Origin of the sequence: Streptomyces sp. DH41, from assembly GCF_029813785.1 — a bacterium.
Lineage (GTDB): Bacteria > Actinomycetota > Actinomycetes > Streptomycetales > Streptomycetaceae > Streptomyces.
Window position 1 is genome coordinate 58,136 of record NZ_JARVKY010000033.1, and the last position, 15,819, is coordinate 73,954.

17 protein-coding genes and 1 pseudogene are annotated in these 15,819 nt (G+C 74.0%); 5 read left to right on the plus strand and 13 right to left on the minus strand.

Features of this window, described 5'->3' with window-relative positions:
- Positions 1 to 2: 2 nt before the first annotated feature.
- The 10 genes from QC283_RS35475 to QC283_RS35520 all read right to left on the minus strand — a co-directional run bounded on the left by QC283_RS35475 (position 3) and on the right by QC283_RS35520 (position 9,775).
- Positions 3 to 1,226 (minus strand): cytochrome P450 family protein, encoded by a 1,224-nt coding sequence (locus QC283_RS35475; protein WP_279565894.1) that lies wholly within the window; start codon positions 1,224 to 1,226, stop codon positions 3 to 5.
- On the minus strand, positions 1,223 to 2,464 hold the full coding sequence (locus tag QC283_RS35480) for a cytochrome P450 (RefSeq protein WP_279565895.1): 1,242 nt from the start codon (positions 2,462 to 2,464) through the stop codon (positions 1,223 to 1,225). Before QC283_RS35480 ends, QC283_RS35475 begins: the two co-directional genes overlap by 4 nt.
- Positions 2,461 to 3,090, minus strand: a complete 630-nt coding sequence (locus tag QC283_RS35485; protein ID WP_279565896.1) for a GTP-binding protein — start codon at positions 3,088 to 3,090, stop codon at positions 2,461 to 2,463. The genes QC283_RS35480 and QC283_RS35485 overlap by 4 nt, the downstream gene beginning before the upstream one ends.
- Complete coding sequence (locus QC283_RS35490; RefSeq protein ID WP_279565897.1) at positions 3,071 to 3,418, minus strand: DUF742 domain-containing protein; 348 nt, start codon at positions 3,416 to 3,418, stop codon at positions 3,071 to 3,073. The genes QC283_RS35485 and QC283_RS35490 overlap by 20 nt, the downstream gene beginning before the upstream one ends.
- A complete protein-coding gene (locus QC283_RS35495; protein ID WP_279565898.1) occupies positions 3,415 to 3,822 on the minus strand; it encodes a roadblock/LC7 domain-containing protein in 408 nt (135 codons plus the stop codon). Before QC283_RS35495 ends, QC283_RS35490 begins: the two co-directional genes overlap by 4 nt.
- Positions 3,819 to 5,507, minus strand: a complete 1,689-nt coding sequence (locus tag QC283_RS35500) for an ATP-binding protein (protein ID WP_279565899.1) — start codon at positions 5,505 to 5,507, stop codon at positions 3,819 to 3,821. The genes QC283_RS35495 and QC283_RS35500 overlap by 4 nt, the downstream gene beginning before the upstream one ends.
- Before the next feature lie 214 nt (positions 5,508 to 5,721).
- On the minus strand, positions 5,722 to 7,035 hold the full coding sequence (locus QC283_RS35505) for a cation:proton antiporter (RefSeq protein WP_279565900.1): 1,314 nt from the start codon (positions 7,033 to 7,035) through the stop codon (positions 5,722 to 5,724).
- A 78-nt stretch (positions 7,036 to 7,113) separates the two neighbouring features.
- Positions 7,114 to 7,806 (minus strand): GAF and ANTAR domain-containing protein, encoded by a 693-nt coding sequence (locus QC283_RS35510; RefSeq protein WP_279565901.1) that lies wholly within the window; start codon positions 7,804 to 7,806, stop codon positions 7,114 to 7,116.
- A gap of 89 nt (positions 7,807 to 7,895) precedes the next feature.
- The gene (locus QC283_RS35515) at positions 7,896 to 8,540 is read right to left on the minus strand and encodes a response regulator transcription factor (RefSeq protein WP_279565902.1); all 645 of its coding nucleotides are present in this window, start codon (positions 8,538 to 8,540) and stop codon (positions 7,896 to 7,898) included.
- Entirely contained in the window at positions 8,537 to 9,775 is a 1,239-nt protein-coding gene (locus QC283_RS35520; RefSeq protein WP_279565903.1) for a sensor histidine kinase, read from the minus strand. Before QC283_RS35520 ends, QC283_RS35515 begins: the two co-directional genes overlap by 4 nt.
- A gap of 197 nt (positions 9,776 to 9,972) precedes the next feature.
- On the opposite strand from QC283_RS35520, the gene QC283_RS35525 reads away from it, so the two are divergent.
- Positions 9,973 to 11,061: an ABC transporter permease gene (locus tag QC283_RS35525; RefSeq protein WP_279565904.1), complete on the plus strand. Its 1,089-nt coding sequence runs from the start codon at positions 9,973 to 9,975 to the stop codon at positions 11,059 to 11,061.
- Positions 11,058 to 11,741 (plus strand): ABC transporter ATP-binding protein, encoded by a 684-nt coding sequence (locus tag QC283_RS35530; RefSeq protein WP_279565905.1) that lies wholly within the window; start codon positions 11,058 to 11,060, stop codon positions 11,739 to 11,741. Before QC283_RS35525 ends, QC283_RS35530 begins: the two co-directional genes overlap by 4 nt.
- Positions 11,742 to 11,749: 8 nt before the next feature.
- Here the strand turns inward: QC283_RS35530 and QC283_RS35535 are convergent, their stop codons facing one another.
- Positions 11,750 to 12,187: a hypothetical protein gene (locus QC283_RS35535; RefSeq protein WP_279565906.1), complete on the minus strand. Its 438-nt coding sequence runs from the start codon at positions 12,185 to 12,187 to the stop codon at positions 11,750 to 11,752.
- Positions 12,188 to 12,301: 114 nt separating this feature from the next.
- Here QC283_RS35535 and nsrR point away from each other — a divergent pair, with 114 nt between their 5' ends.
- Together nsrR and QC283_RS35545 are read left to right on the plus strand one after the other, a co-directional pair.
- The gene (gene nsrR / locus QC283_RS35540; protein ID WP_279565907.1) at positions 12,302 to 12,748 is read left to right on the plus strand and encodes a nitric oxide-sensing transcriptional repressor NsrR; all 447 of its coding nucleotides are present in this window, start codon (positions 12,302 to 12,304) and stop codon (positions 12,746 to 12,748) included.
- A gap of 110 nt (positions 12,749 to 12,858) precedes the next feature.
- Positions 12,859 to 14,055, plus strand: a complete 1,197-nt coding sequence (locus QC283_RS35545) for a globin domain-containing protein (RefSeq protein WP_279565908.1) — start codon at positions 12,859 to 12,861, stop codon at positions 14,053 to 14,055.
- Between the two features lie 97 nt (positions 14,056 to 14,152).
- Here the strand turns inward: QC283_RS35545 and QC283_RS35550 are convergent.
- Positions 14,153 to 14,497, minus strand: a pseudogene (locus tag QC283_RS35550) (hypothetical protein); the annotation flags it as partial.
- Positions 14,498 to 14,731: 234 nt separating this feature from the next.
- Between QC283_RS35550 and QC283_RS35555 the strand changes: the two are divergent.
- Complete coding sequence (locus QC283_RS35555; RefSeq protein WP_279565910.1) at positions 14,732 to 15,415, plus strand: adenosylcobinamide amidohydrolase; 684 nt, start codon at positions 14,732 to 14,734, stop codon at positions 15,413 to 15,415.
- 37 nt (positions 15,416 to 15,452) lie between these two features.
- Here QC283_RS35555 and QC283_RS35560 read toward each other — a convergent pair whose 3' ends face one another.
- A complete protein-coding gene (locus QC283_RS35560; RefSeq protein WP_279565911.1) occupies positions 15,453 to 15,713 on the minus strand; it encodes a hypothetical protein in 261 nt (86 codons plus the stop codon).
- Between the last annotated feature and the right edge of the window lie 106 nt (positions 15,714 to 15,819).

Genomic DNA, 15,819 nt, shown 5'->3' on the forward strand with positions numbered 1-15,819 from the left:
CGCTACGCCAGCCTGACCGGCAGCTCGAACAGGTCGTTCTGCGTGACCACCGGCTTGTTGCGCAGGTCCGACGTCGGCACCGCCAGGTCCAGGCGCGGGAAGCGGGCGTAGAGCGCGGGGAGCGCCACGCCGGCCTCCAGCCGGGACAGAGCGGCGCCCGGGCACACGTGCGGGCCGTGGCCGAAGGAGATGTGCCGGCTGGTCGAGGTGCGGGTGATGTCGAACCCGTCCGCCGTCGGGCCGTGCGCCTGCTCGTCCCGGCCCAGCGCGCCGTACGACACGATCAGCGCGTCCCCGGCGGGTATCACCTTGTCGCCGACCTTGACGTCCTCGGTCGCGAAGCGGATCAGGACGTGCGAGGTCGGGGTCGAGTAGCGCAGCGTCTCCTCGATCACCGCGGACCAGTCCGCCTCCCCGGAGAGCACCAGGGCCCGCTGCTCGGGATGCGCGGCCAGGTTGACCACGGAGTTCACGATGAGCGAGATGGTGGTCTCGTGACCGGCGGCCACCATCAGCTGGAGCGTGGAGACGATCTCCGCGTCGGTGAGGTGGTCGCCGTTCTCGGACGCCTGGATCAGCGCGCTGGTCAGGTCGTCGCCCGGGTCGGCGCGCTTCGCGGCGACCGTGTCGGCCATGATCCCGGCCAGCTCGGTGAGGGTGGCGACGACCTCCTCGGGCGGCGTCTGCGTCGAGAAGAACTTCTCGAACAGCACCTTCAGCCGAGGCAGCCGTGCCTCCTCGATGCCCATCAGGTCGGCGATGACGTACATCGGCAGCGGGTAGGCGAAGGCCGCCTTGAGGTCGACGACGCCGCCGTCCGCGGGCAGCTCGTCGAGGAGCCGGTCGGTGAGCTCGGTGATCCGCCCCCGCATGTGCTCCACCCGGCGCACCGTGAGCGCCTGCGCCACCAGCGTGCGCAGCCGGCGGTGCTCGGCGCCGTCCACGGTGAGCATCGAGCGGCCGGGGTTGGCCAGCCCGATCAGCGGCCAGTCGGCGGGGATCTCGCCGCGCTGCCAGGCCCCCCACACGTTGATGTCCTTGACCAGGCGGGGGTCCGTGAGGAGGGCCTTGGCCTCCGCGTGGTGGGTGACCGCCCACACGGGCACACCGCCCGGCAGCTCCACGGCGGCGAGCGGTCCGGCCGCGCGCAGCCGGGCGCTCTCGCCGTCCAGGTCGGTGACGAACGGGTCCAGCGGGATCCGGGCTTCTTCGGTACCGGTCGTCATGCTGACGTGCCTCCCAGGGCAGTGGTCGGGGTGAACCGCACGGGCAACTCGGTCAGCCCCCGCAGCCAGGGCGAGGGCCGACGGGTGAGGGACCCGGCGGGTACGGCCAGGTCGATGTCCGGCAGCCGGTCGAGGACGACCTCGATGCCGGTGCGCGCGATGACCTCGGCGACCTCCTGCGCCGGGAAGGGGCAGCGGTGCTCGCCGTGGCCGAAGGAGAAGTGCGCGTTGTTGCCGCCGGTGAGCGCGGAGCCGTCGGTGCGGACCTGCGGGTCGGAGTTGGCGCCCTGCAGCCCGAGCAGCACCAGGTCGCCGGCGCGGACGTGGCGCCCGCCGAGCCGGGTGTCGCGCGAGGCCCAGCGGCCGGCCACGTTCTGCGTGGGCGTGTCCTCCCACAGCACCTCGTTCATGGCCTCGGCGACACTGTTGCGGCCACCGAAGAGCGAGGCGGCGAAACGGTCGTCGGTCAGCATCAGGCGCAGCGAGTTGCCGATCCAGTCCGCCGTCGGCTGGTGGCCCGCGGCCAGCATCACCATCAGGTCCTGGGCGACCTCCTCCTCGGTGAAGCCGCTGGCGTCGGCCAGCATCCGGGAGGCGACGTCGTCGGCGGGCGCCGCCTTCCGGTCGGCGAGGAGCGCTGCCATGGACGTGCCGAGGTGCGTCTGGCCGGCGATGGCCCGCTCCCGGCCGTCGATCATGTCGTTGAGGGCGGTGACGAGAGCCGGACCCTGCTCGTCGGAGAAGCCGTAGAGGCGGGCCAGGACCCGCACCGGCAGCAGCATGGCGTAGTCGCCGACGAGGTCGGCCTCGCCCCTGGCGCAGAGCCGGTCGACGAGTTCGTCCGCGAACCGCTCGGCGTGGCCGCGCAGGACGTGCGGGTCGACCGCCTCCAGCGCGTCGCTGATCATGGCGGCGCGTTCGCGGTGCCGTTCGCCGACCGTGTAGAGGATCGACGGCTGCGCCCGGCCGATCATCGGCAGCAGCGGCCAGTCGTCGGGGATGTTCTCCCACTGGTTCCACAGACCGGAGTCCCGGCTGAACAGCGCCGGGTCGCCGGTCACCTGGTGCAGTTCCCGGTAGCCGAGCACCAGCCAGGCCGGGACGTCCCCGTCCAGCAGCACGGGGGTGACGGCGCCGTGCTCGCGCCGCATCTGCCGGTACAGCAGGGCGGGTTCGGTCTGGAAGCGGGGGCCGCTGAGCGGTACGGCGTCCGTGACGTCGGTGGCGTCGGTGCTCACACGAACTCCTGTCGGTGCCGGGCCGCGTGGCCGGCGTAGTGGGCCTGGAGGTGCTCCACGAGCGCGATCAGCACCTGCTTGCTGGACTCGCGGGACCGGGCGTCGCAGGAGACCAGCGGCACCCGCGGATCCAGGTCGAGGGCCTCGCGTACGGCCTCGGGCGGATGCCCCGGACCGCCGAAGTCGTTGCAGGCGACGATGAACGGCGTGCCGTGGTGCTCCAGGCGGTCGATGGCGTACCAGGAGTCGTCGATGCGCCGGGTGTCCACCAGGACCACCGCGCCGAGGGTGCCGGAGAACAGCCGGTCCCACAGGAACCAGAACCGCTCCTGGCCGGGCGCGCCGAACAGGTACAGCACGTTGCGCGCGTCGAGGCTGATGCGGCCGAAGTCGAAGGCCACGGTCGTCGCGGTCTTGCCGCGCACCTCGCTGATGTCGTCGACCGCCTCGCCGGCCTGCGTCATCGTCTCCTCGGTGTTGAGGGGGCGTATCTCGCTGACCGAGCGGACCATGGTCGTCTTGCCGACGCCGAACCCGCCCACGACCACGATCTTCAGGCCGTTGTCGGCGGACGCGCCCAGCGGGACGCGTGCTGGGGTACGGGCGTCAGAGATTGCGGAGTCCAACGAGCACCTGCTCCAGGATGTCGGGATCGGGAACGGCCGCCGTGTACGGGTGGCGTGCGCTCACCCGGCCTGCCGCGTGGAGGTCGGAGAGCAGGATCTTGGTGATGCTCACCGGAAGCCGCAGTTCGGCGGCGATCTCCACCACGGCCGTGGGCGCCTCGGTCATCCTGAGGATCGCCGTGTGCTCCGACTGCATGCCGGGCCTCGGCTCGCACTCGGCGACGACGAGGGTGACCAGGTCGAAGGGGTTGTCGGGGCCCGACCGGCTGCGTCCCTGGGTGACGGTGTACAGGCGGTCGGGGGCGTCGTCCCTGCCGGGGCGGCTCATGACGTACGGGGCCGCGCCGTGAGGTGCTCGCCGAGCTGCTCGATGAGCTCGCTCATGTTGTGCCCGACCAGCCCCGCGTCCGCGTCCTCGGACGTGACCACGGCGAGGTGCGCGCCCTCACCGGCCTCCACGATGAACAGGATCCCGCCGTAGAACTCGGTCATGGCCGAGCGCACCCCGCCGCTGCCGTCGCCGAACTCCACGGACGCGCCGTGGGACAGCGACTGGATGCCGGCCGCGATCGCGGCCAGTTGGTCGGCCTGGTCGACGGAGAGCTCCGGGGTGCGGCACAGCTTGAGTCCGTCACGGGAGAGGACGAGCGCGTGCCGCGCACCCGGCGTGCGCTCCAGGAGGCCCTCGATGAGCCAGGTGAGCTTCTCGTCGGCGGTGGTGGAGCCGGTCATGAAGTGGTGTCGCCTTCCGGGTGCGCGTGCGAGTGGGACGGGTGGTCGGGGGCCGTCTCGGCCGGTGCGGACGCGGCGGGGTCCGCCTGCGGGGCACCGTCCGCCCGGGCGGCGGTACCGGTGGCCCGTACGGCCTGGCGGAAGCTGCTGAAGCGGGCCGCGCGTACCTTCGCGTCGTCGGCGGCCGGCGTGGCGCGCGGCTCGGCGGACCGGGCGGTGGCCCGGGCACGTTCGGCCGCGGCGAGGGTGCGGCCGCGGCGCCGCTTGGGCAGCCCCGTGTCCGGTTCGTCGGGCGCGGGGGCACCGGCCGACGTGTCCGCTCCGCGGTCCGCCGACTCATGGGCGGGCAGCGGTTCGGAGTCCGTGTCGGCGGGTGCGGGCCCGGCCCCGACGGCGGCTTCCGCGTGGGTACGCGGCAGGTCGGCGGACGGTGCCGGGGTGGCCGGCGGGCCGGCCGGCGCCGCGGGCAGCGGCCCGGCCGCCTCCGACGGACCGGCGGCCGGACCGGTGGAGGCGGCCGGCCCGCTCAGGATGTCCTGGGGTACGAGCATCAGCACGCCCGTGCCGCCGCGCGCGGACGGCCGGAAGGACACCTTCAGCCCGTACTTGGCCGACAGCCGGCCCACCACGGCGAGGCCCAGCCGGGTGCCGGTCAGACCGCCGAGCCCGGCGGACTCGCCGGACACCGCCTGCTGGGCCCGGCGCAGCTGCACCTCGCCCATCACCAGTCCGCTGTCCTCCACGGACACGATGACGCCGGCCGGTACCTCCTCGACGTACACATGGACCTCGGCGGTCGGCGGGGAGAAGTTCGCGGCGTTGTCGAGGAGTTCGGCCAGGGCGTGCATGACGCCCTCGGCGGCGTGCCCGGCGACGGCGGTGTCGCTGGCCGAGTGCACGCGCACCCGCTGGTAGCCGGCGATACGTCCCATGGCGCCACGCAGGATGGACTCCATGCCGATGGGCCGTGCCCAACGGCGTCCCGAGCGGGCGCCCGTGAGGACGGCGACCGAGTCGGCGAGCCGGCCCGCCTGCGCGGTGCGGTGGTCGAGGTGGAGCAGGTCGGCGAGGACGTCCTCGTCGCTGTGCCGTTCCTCCATGGCGCGCAGGTCGGCGAGCATTCCGGTGGCCAGCGCCTGCATCCGGCCGGCCGCGTTGGCGGTCGCGGAGACGGCGGCCGCACGCCCGCTGTTCGCCCGCTCCAGCCGCGATCGCAGCCGGGTGGTCTCCTCGGTGAGCCGCGCGACCTCCTGGGCCCGCTGTTCGACGAGACGTACCCTCTCCCGCTCGAACCCGTCCCCGAGTCGCTCCCGCTCACCGTCGAACCCGGTCACGAGAAGGGCCCGTTCGCGCTCGGCCTGCGCGCGTACGCGTTCCAGTTCCTGTTTCGTCCGCTCCGCGAGCCGCGCCCGGTCCTGAGCTAGCCCGGCCGCGTCCGCACGGGCGGCGTCCAGCAGACGGCGGGTGGCCCGTTCCCGGCGCACGGCGTGCACGGCCACCGTCACGGCGGCGCAGAGCAGGATCGCCGCGGCGCTCGCGCCCAGGCCGAGCGGCACACGTACCGAGGACGGCGCCGCGGCGACGGCACCGCCGACCACGAGCGCCGACACCACCGCGCAGGGCAGGGCCACGGCCCCGAGGAGGCGGGGAACGGGTCGGTCGCCGGGGCGGGCGGGCGCGGTCATCAATCGGGTCCTCGCCAGGCCGCCGGAGCGGCCCTCGTGTCGTCCTTCGGGGCGCGTGTGAGCACGAAGCCGTCACACGGCGCGCAACTGGCGATCACTATACGAGAGTTAGTGATCGAAAAGAGAAGGGTTTCGCTCAATAGTCAGTCGTTCCAAGGCTGTTCGTCCACACACACGCGCAGCGGGTTGTCCGTGAGTCCGGTGCGGCAGCGCGTCACAGACGCTCGTTGGCCACCTCGTCCTCGTTCGGCGTCCGCCCCGTCCGCGGGCGGCCGCGGGCCCGGAGCAGCCGCAGCCGGTCGAGCCGGGAGATCACGGGGGAGGCGGTCACCCCGTGCAGGACGACGGAGGCGAGGACGGTGAAGGCCACCACGGCCCACAACTCCCCGGCCGGGACGTGGAAGCCCTCCGTGCCGAGCGCGTGGGCGAGGTAGAACAGCGAGCCGATGCCGCGGATGCCGAAGAACGCGGTCACGAGACGCTCCCGGGGACCGGCGGCCGTACCGAACTGCGCGACCCAGCCGGTCAGCGGCCGGACGACGAGCAGCACGAGCAGACCGACGGCCGCGCCCCGCCAGGTCAGGTCGGCCAGGGCGCCCTGCGCGACACAGACGCCCAGCAGGAAGAGGAGCCCGGCGGTCAGCAGCCGTTCGACCTGCTCGACGAAGTCGTGGAGCACGGTGTGGTAGCCGTGGTCGCGTTCGGCGGCACGGACGCGGCAGGCCGTCACGAAGACGGCGAGGAAGCCGTAGCCGTGGGCGAGTTCGGTGACGCCGTAGGAGAGGAACGTGGCGGCCAGGGCGACGAACCCCTCCCGGTGCTCGGACAGCCGCACCGCCTGCCGGCCGGCGCGGAAGAAGAGCCAGCCGAGCAGTTTGCCGACGACGAGGCCCGCCAGCACTCCGACCACGCACCCGTACAGCACGTCGACCAGCAGCCAGTGCCCCACCCAGCCGCCGGACAGGCCCGTGCCCGCCGCGGCGGTCAGCGCGATCGCCGCCATGACGACGGGGAAGGCGAGACCGTCGTTGAGGCCGGCCTCGCCGGTGAGCGCGAAACGCACCTCGTCCTCGTCGTGCTCGGAGTCGGTGGGCTCGCCCACGCGCACCTCGGAGGCGAGTACCGGGTCGGTGGGCGCGAGCACGGCCGCGAGCAGCAGCGCGGCGGCCGGCGGCCAGTCCAGCAGCCACCAGGCGAGCAGCCCCGTGGCCGCGATGGTCAGCGGCATGGTGATGCCGATCAGCCGCCACGGCGCACGCCAGCGGCGAAGGCCGAAGGGACGGTTGAGGGCGAGCCCGGCCCCCATCAGGGAGACGATGAGGCAGATCTCGGTGAGGTGCTCCACCCACACCCGGTCGCGCACCGGGTCGATCTTGGGCAGTGGCGTGGGCAGCAGTTGCAACACGGCCCCGCAGGCCAGGAAGACGAGCGGCATGGACAGGGGCCGCCCGGCGACCAGGCGGGGGAGCACGGCCGCCGCGAGCGCGCCCGCCCCGAGCACGGTGAAGAGGAAGTCAGCCAAGGTCATCGCTGTCGTGTGCCCGTGGCCGGGCGGCGGTACGCCAGTCGCCCCGCCGGAGCCGGGCCGGGACGAGGCCCGTGGCGGTCAGGGCAGCCCTCCCTGCTCGCAGACCCGGCGGGCGACGTCCCGGAGTTTCAGGTTGCGGTCCTGCGAGTACCGGCGCAGCGCGGCGAAGGCCTGGTCCTCGGTGAGGCGGTGCCTGCCCATGAGGATGCCCATGGCCTCACCGATGGTGTGCCGGGTGCCGATGGCCTCCTGCAACTGGGCGTGCGTACGGGCGCTGGAGAAGGCGACCGCGGCGTGGGAGGCCAGCAGCCAGCCGGCCGTCTCGTCGGCCTCGGTGAACGCGCCGGGCCGGTAGGAGTACATGTTCAGCGCCCCCAGGTCCTCCTCCTCGGTGAACAGCAGGAAGCCCATCATGCTGCCCAGGTTCAGCTTGCGGGCCTCCGGCACGTACTTGGGCCAGCGCCGTGCCTCGTCGGTGAAGTCGGCGATGCGGAAGTGCCGCTGCCCCTCGGAGGTACGAGCGGCGTCGAAGCAGGGTCCCTCCTCCACGCGTCCCTGGAGCTCGTCACTGTCGATGACCACCTGGTCGGTGGGCGCGAGTGACTGCACGTGCCTGCCTCGCAGGATCAGGATGCCGGCGGCGTCGCAGTCGTCCACCAGTTCCGTGGCGGACGTGGTGATCCGTTCGAGCGTGTCGTTCACCGACTCCTGGGCCAGCAGATCGCGTGCCAACGAGGCCATCTGCTGTGCGAACCCACGCCAGTCCTCCATACCGTCTCCTCCTCGTTCCCTGGAGGGGTGCCCCGGAGACGGCCGTACGCAACAGGGATCCGGAAACCGCCGCCGTCCGGCGGCGCGGTTCAGCGCCGGATGAGACCGAGGGCGGTGGCGGTGGCGACCGCGGCGGTGCGGGAGTCCCCGTCCAGCTTGGTGTAGACGCGGGCGAGGTGGGACTTGACCGTGCCCTCGGTCAGGTGGAGCCGCTCGGCGATGTGCTGGTTGGACAGACCCTCGGCGACCAGGGTGAGGACCTCGGTCTCCCGGCGGGTCAGCGAGGTGTGCGGTTCACGCAGGCGGGTCATCAGCCGGTCCGCGACCGTGGGCGCGAGCGCGGTCCGCCCCGCCGCCGCGGTGCGTACGGCGGCGGTGAGGTCCTCGGGCGGCGCGTCCTTGAGCAGGTAACCGGTGGCACCGGCCTCGATGGCGGGCAGCGTGTCCGCGTCGGTGTCGTACGTCGTGACGATCAGGACGCGCGGCGCCCCCGGTCGCGCGGTGATCGCGGCCGTGGCCTGCGCGCCGTTCATACCCCGGCCGAACTGCAGGTCCATCAGGACGACGTCGATGTCTCCCCGCCCCGCCCGCTCGACGGCCTCCTCGGCGGTCGCGGCCTCGGCGGCCACCGTGACGCCCTCCTCGGTCTCCAGTACCGCGCGCAGCCCCGCACGGACGACGGGGTGGTCGTCGGCGAGCAGCAGACGGATCGGCGGTGGGGTGGTCTCGGTCACGGCTGCGCCTCGGGATCGTGGGGGTTGTGGGGACGGTCGGGGTCGTCGGGGGCGGACGCGGGGGTGAGCGGGAGCCACGCGGCCAGCGCCGTGCCGCGCCCGGGAACGGACTCGACGGTGAGTGTGCCGTCCAGGGCGTGCATACGGGCCCGCATGGCGGCCAGTCCGAAGCCACCGCCCGCCGCCCCGGGCCCGGACACGGCGGCGGGATCGAAGCCCACCCCGTCGTCGGTGATGCCGAGGGCGACGGCGTCCTCGAGGTAACTCAGAGTCACCTCCGCGCCGTCGGCACGGGCGTGCCCGACCGTGTTGGCCAGCGCGGACTGGGCGACGCGCAGCAGGGCGACCTCCTGCGCGGTGGACAGAGGGCGGGGCCGGCCGGCGAGGCGGAAGCGGACGTCGAGGCGGTGCCGTTCGGTGGTGGTGGCGCACAGCCGGTCCAGGGCGTCGGCGAGGGTGGTGTCGTCCAGGGCCGGTGGCGAGAGGGCGACGACGAACCGGCGGGCCTCGGCGAGGTTGTCCACCGCGGCCTGGCGGGCCTGGCCCACATAGGTGGTCGCGGGCCCAGGCCGGTCGGGCAGGGCCCGCTCGGCGGCACGCAGCAGCAACTGGATGCTGGACAGGCCCTGGGCGAGGGTGTCGTGGATCTCCCGGGCCAGCCGCTGGCGTTCCTCCAGCACCCCCGCGGCCCGCTGGGCGTCGGCCAGGTCGGCCCGGGTGACGGTGAGCTCCTCGATGAGCCGGCGCCGCTGCTCGCTCTCGCGGTACAGCGCCTGGTAGCCCCACACCACCGCCACGGCGACCGCGGCCCCGAGCGCCGGGCCGATCGCGGTGGCCGCGGTGAACGTGCCCCGGTGGGCGGAGAACGCGGCGATCGCGGCGGCCGCCGTGACCGTCACCGCCACCGGCCCGGCGCGGCGGGACAGCAGATGGAGCTGGACGAAGTACAGCGGGAACGCCAGCCACACCCCCTCGGCGGACAGGGCCAGCAGCACGAGCCACACCGCGCCGACCGCGCCCAGCCACAACACGGCCGCACGGCGGGAGGCCCGGACGGCGGGCACCACCGGACCGACGGCGTACACCGCGCCCACCACCACCGCCACGGCGATCACGGCGGGTGCGTGCGGCCGGTGGTCCGTCACCGCCCGCACCGCCGCCAGGGCGAGCAGGCCGGCTACGAGCAGGTGCAGGCTCCAGGTCGTGGCCCGGGTGGTGGGAGTCAGCGCGTTCACGATCGTCCCAGCCTACGGACCGTGCCGGGGCCGGGCATCTGCCGAAAGGTGCAAGCCCGGCCGCGCCCTTGGGCCCGCGAAGTCCCCGCCCACGAGCGATGCCCGCGAGGCCCCCCAGCGGCGACGGTGGGACACGTCGCCGATTCCGTCGGCCGCGCACCCCGACTCCCACCGTTGTCGAAAGGCCGGGCGAAGACGTGTTTGTCGCCTTGAGAGACCTGACGTTCGCCAAGGGGCGGTTCGCCCTGATGGGCAGCGTCGTCGTACTGATCACCCTGCTGGTCGGGCTGCTGTCCGGCCTGACCGCCGGCCTGGCCCGCGAGAACATCTCCGCCGTCACGTCGCTGCCCGCCGACCGGATCGCCTTCGCCGCGCCGAGTGACGGTCAGGACCTGTCGTACGCGAACTCCACCGTCACCGAGGACCAGTGGCGCCAGTGGGCGAAGGCACCCGGCGTCCACCGCGCCGAGCCGCTGGGCATCACGACCACCAGGGCCACCGCGGACGACCGGAGCACCGGCGTGTCCGTCTTCGGCGTCGAGCCCGGGTCCCACCTGGCGCCGGGCGGCGACCGCGTCGACGACCGTACGGTGCTGATGCCGCCCGCCGCGGCCGGGGAACTCGGCGTGCGCGAGGGCGACACCGTCACCCTCGCCGGCCGGCGGCTGACCGTCGCCGCCACCGACCGCGACGACTCCTTCAGCCACACCCCCGTGGTGTGGACGAGTCTGCGCACCTGGCAGGCCGTCCCCCCGCCCGCCCCGGGCACCGGCACAGCCGCCGCGACGGTGATCGCCCTGGACACCGCCTCCGGGGCCGACACCGCGGCGACGGACCGGACGGCGGGGACCGAGACCGTGACGAAGGACGAGTCGCTCTCCGCGATCGGCTCCTACACGTCCGAGAACGGCTCGCTGCAACTGATGCGCGGCTTCCTGTTCGCCATCTCCGCCCTGGTCATCGGCGCCTTCTTCACCGTGTGGACGATCCAGCGCGGCGGCGACATCGCCGTGCTGAAGGCCCTGGGCGCCACCACCGCCGCCCTGCTGCGCGACGCCCTCGGCCAGGCCGTCGTCCTGCTGGCCGGCGGCACCCTCGTCGGCACCGCCGCCGCCGCGGCGATCGGCGCCGCGGTCTCCGGCTCGGCCGTCCCCTTCGTCCTCACGCCCGCCACGGTCCTCGTCCCGGCCGCCGTGATGGTCCTCCTCGGCGGGCTCGGGGCAGGGCTCGCCGTCCGCCGCATCACCTCCGTAGACCCGCTGACCGCCCTGGGGAGCGCCCGATGAGCCTGCGCCTGACCGACATCACCCTCACCTACCCCGACGGCGACGGCCGCCTGACCGCCCTCGACCGTGTCGGACTGGACGTCCCGAGGGGCGGCCTGACCGCCGTCATCGGCCCCTCCGGCTCGGGCAAGTCCAGCCTGCTGGCCGTGGCGGCCACCCTCATCACGCCCGACACGGGCACCGTCACCGTCGACGGCACGGACACCACGGGGATGAGCCGAGGGGAGCTGGCAGACCTGCGCCGGCAGCGGATCGGCATCGTCTTCCAGCAGCCCAACCTGCTGCCGGCGCTGACCGCGGCCGAGCAGCTCCAGGTGATGGCCCACATCGACGGCCGCGGGCCGCGCGCCGCCCGCGGCCGGGCGCTGGAGCTCCTCGACGCGGTCGGCATGGCGGACCGGGCCGGCCGCCGGCCCCACCAGCTCTCCGGAGGCCAGCGCCAGCGCGTCAACATCGCCCGCGCCCTGATGAACGACCCCGGCGTGCTGCTCGTCGACGAACCCACCAGCGCCCTCGACCACGAGCGGGGCGCCGCCGTCATCGACCTGATCACCCGCCTCACCCGGGAGCGGGGCACCGCCACGGTGCTGGTCACCCACGACCACGCCCATCTGGCCGCGGCCGACCGTGTCACCGAGGTGCGCGACGGACGCCTGAGCCTGCCCGCACCGGCCGGCTGACCGTGGCGTCAGGCGCCGCCGACGTCCGGCCGGAGCCGGTCGGCGGCGCCCGGCGGCTGGATCCGCATACCGGGACGCCGCCGGTGCACGGTCAGGTACGTCACCCCGTCCGGGCCGGCGACGACGCCACGGGTCGAACCGTGCGGCAGCCAGGTCAGGACGCCCGCGCGCAGAGGTCGCTCGCCGTCGGTGCACAGGAGGGCGGCCGCACCGTCGAGGACGAGCAGCAGGACGTCGAGGTCGGGTTCGGTATGCGTGTCGACCCGCCCCGCCGCGGGGACGCGGACCACGTTGGCGTCGAGCTGCCGCCCCGGTTCCGCGAGCTTCCACAGGGCGCCGGCCGCCACGTCCCCGCCGGGGGACAGGAGCTCCCCCGTGTCGCACAGGATCCGGGGGAGGGGAGGTGTGGCCGCCGGAGAGGGGGAGCCGCTGTCTTCGGCTGTCATCGGGCACCACCGTCCGTCGTGGGGCGTCCGGTGGGGCGTCCAGTGACGCACTCCACAGGGCCGTCGTCGTAAGTAAACACGAATCTATTATGCGTATTTGATAGCGTCCCGGTCGTGCGGCTGACGAAGTTCACCGACCTGGCGCTGCGTTCCGTCATGCGCCTGGCGGTCGTGAGAGACGGTGACGACCCGCCGACCACCCGTGAGGTGGCCGAGGTCGTCGGTGTGCCGTACACGCACGCGGCGAAGGCCATCACACGTCTGCGGCACCTCGGCATTGTGGAGGCGCGGCGCGGTCGCGGTGGGGGCCTGACGCTGACCGACCGGGGGCGGCACGCCTCGGTGGGCCGGCTGGTGCGCGAACTCGAGGGCGACGGTGAGGTGGTCGCCTGCGAGGGGGACACGCCGTGCCCGCTGCGAGGGGCCTGCCGGCTCCGGGGTGCGCTCCGGGACGCGCAGGAGGCGTTCTACGTCTCGCTCGACCCGCTGACCGTGACCGACCTGGTGGCCTCGCCGACCGGCCCGGTCCTGATCGGCCTGACGGACCGCCCCTCCGGATGAGGGGCGGTCCGCCGGACGCCCGGGCCGGACCGGCGCCGAGCCGCGGCCGACGGGCCGGCGCCGGTCCGCGACCGAAAAGACGAATATCATCTACCAATTAAGGAGTCGCTGTGCTCTCCGAACAGTCAGTCCCCGTGGTCCGGGCCACCCTTCCGGTAGTGGGAGCGGCCATCGGTGACATCACCACGCTGTTCTACCGGAAGCTCTTCGACGCCCACCCCGAGCTGCTGCGGGACCTGTTCAATCGGGGGAACCAGGCCAACGGGGAGCAGCAGCGGGCCCTGGCGGGCTCCATCGCCGCGTTCGCCGGCATGTTGCTGGAGCGCCCCGACGCCCGTCCGGACGTGATGCTCTCCAGGATCGCGCACAAGCACGCCTCCCTCGGCGTCACTTCCGACCAGTACAAGATCGTCCACCGCCATCTGTTCGCCGCGATCGCGGAGGTGCTCGGCGACGCCGTCACCTCCGAGGTCGCCGCGGCCTGGGACGAGGTGTACTGGCTGATGGCCAACGCGCTCGTGGCCATCGAGTCCCGCCTCTACCAGGAGGCGGGGGTCCACGAGGGAGAGGTCTGGCGCCGTATGGAGGTCGTCGAGCGGCGCGAGGAGAGCCCCGACGCGGTCTCCCTCGTACTGCGGCCGGCCGACGACCGTCCTGCCGAGCCCTTCCGTCCCGGCCAGTACGTCAGCGTGCGGTCCGAACTGCCCGACGGTTCCCGGCAGATCCGCCAGTACAGCCTGTCCGCCGCGCCCGGCCGGTCCGACCGGCGCATCACCGTCAAGCGTGTCCAGGGTGACGGGCAGCCGGAGGGCGAGGTCTCGTCCTGGCTCCACGAGCACACCCGCGAGGGCGACGTGCTCGCCGTGTCCGCCCCGTTCGGCGACCTGGCACTGGCCGAGGGCGACGGCCCGCTGCTGCTGGCCTCCGCCGGAATCGGTGTCACCCCCATGCTGGCCATGCTCGACCACCTGGCCGCCGCGGGCGCCACCCGCCCGGTGACCGTCGTCCACGCCGACCGCACCCCCGCCGACCACGCCCACCGGCAGGAACAGCTCGACCTGATACGCGCGCTGCCCGACGCCCGGCTCCACCTGTGGTACGAGGAGCCCGGCGACCGGGCGCCGCGGGCATCGGCCGGCCTCGCCGACATCACCGGTCTCGAACTGCCTCCGGGGCTCACGGCCTACCTCTGCGGCCCGGTGCCCTTCATGCGGGCCGTCCGCGGCGACCTGCTGCGCCGCGGTGTGCCCGCTCAGGCCATCCACTACGAGGTCTTCGGCCCCGACCTCTGGCTCGGACAGGAGTAGCGGGAGGCGGTCACACACGCTCCCCGGACGCGGACGCGGACGCGGACGCGGACGCAGGCGCCGGGGAGACGTGCACATCACGCACGGGGTGTTGGACCGCCGCGGTGAACGCGGTGGTGACGGCGGTGTCCACGCGGGCGTGCACGACCAGCCGCGGCCCGGAGGTGTCGGCGTTGTCCTCCAGCAGCCGCCTCACGGGCGCGCTGTGGGCGACGACGCACATCAGGACGCCGAGCCGGGCGCACCACTGGTGGGCCCGGAGCACGGCACTGACCGCGGCGGGGCCGGCGGCCCGCTCGGTGAGGACGATGACGACGGGGGTCGGCTGATGGGCGTCGACCAGGTGGGTGATGTGTGTGGTCAGCGTGGCCCGCCCGTCGATTCCCGGGTCCTGGTCCACGGTGATGACCAGGACCCCATGCTCCAGGGTGTGGGACAGCATTGCGGCCTCCGATCCGACGCCTGGTGGCGAGGTTGTGTTCAGTGAAGGCGCCCGGCACCGGGTCCGCAACGCGCCCCGCGGCCCGGCGCCGGGCGGCCGGGCCCCGCTGCCGGGCCGGGCGGCCCGTCCCGTGAACACGGCACTGAGTACGATCGTCCGGTCCGTCACCGACCCCGCCCCCGACGTCCGTCCGCTCGTCCCCGTTCCCCGAACCGCCGCAAGGAGCCCCGACCGGTGCCCGCCCTCCTGCCCCCGCCCCGTACCGGGCCCCGCCTGCTGGACCCGGAGCGACTGACCCGGACGGAGGACGGCGAACGGCTGCACGCCCTGCTGTGGCGTCCCGGGCCGGGCTGGCGGATGGCCAGCAGCGCGGTGCTGGGCGGCGGGATCGCCGAGCGCGCGTGGGTGCTCAACGCCCAGGTCGCCCACGGCTACCGGCGCACCGACCCGGCGCGGCACCTGGCGGACCTGGCTCGTGCGGCGGGCGCCCGGGGGCCGGGGGTGGGTCTGATGACGGCCGCCGACGTGTCCGCCGCCGCCCGCGCGCGGGACGGCGGCGTGGAAGCCGTGGTGACCGCGGGCATCTCGGTACGCGGCTGGGCGGCCTCACCCGAGGAGGGCGCCACCGGGGCCACCGCACCGGGGACGATCAACATCGTCGCCGCGCTGCCGGTCGCACTGAGCGACGCCGCCCTGGTCAACGCCGTGATGACGGTGACCGAGGCCAAGGTCCAGGCGCTGCTGGAGGCGGGCCTCGACTGCTCCGGCACCCCCACGGACGCCGTGTGCGTTTCCGCCCGCGCCCCGCGGGACGGTGCCGAGGTCCACTCGTTCGCAGGCCCGCGCTCCGAGTGGGGAGCCCGGCTGGCCCGGGCCGTCCACCGGGCCGTACTCTCCGCGCTGCCCGCCGGCCCGTGAGTCCGGGCCCGTCACCAGGCCGGTGAGTCAGGGGCCGTCACAACGAGGCCCTGCGCCGTACCGCCGCCACCCGCAGTGCCAGCGCCACGGCGAGCAGCACCCAGGCCACGGCGCAGTACGCCCACGCCGTCGCGCCCCGCGCGAGGTCCACGGCGCTCCACACGGCCCACAGCGCGAGTACGACGCACAACGCCGTCCACGCGACGTCGGCGAGGCGGGTGCGCAATTGCGCGCGCTGCCGGGTGCCCGGTTCCAGATCACCGAGACCGTTGCCCGTGGGTGCCTGCCGCTCGTTCACGTCGGACTCCTTCGGAGGTTCGCTGAAAAGTGAACTCCGGGTACCCGCAGGGAGGTTGCGCAAGCGGGGAGGCGGCGTACGTGCGTGGGGGCGACCCGGTCCGGAC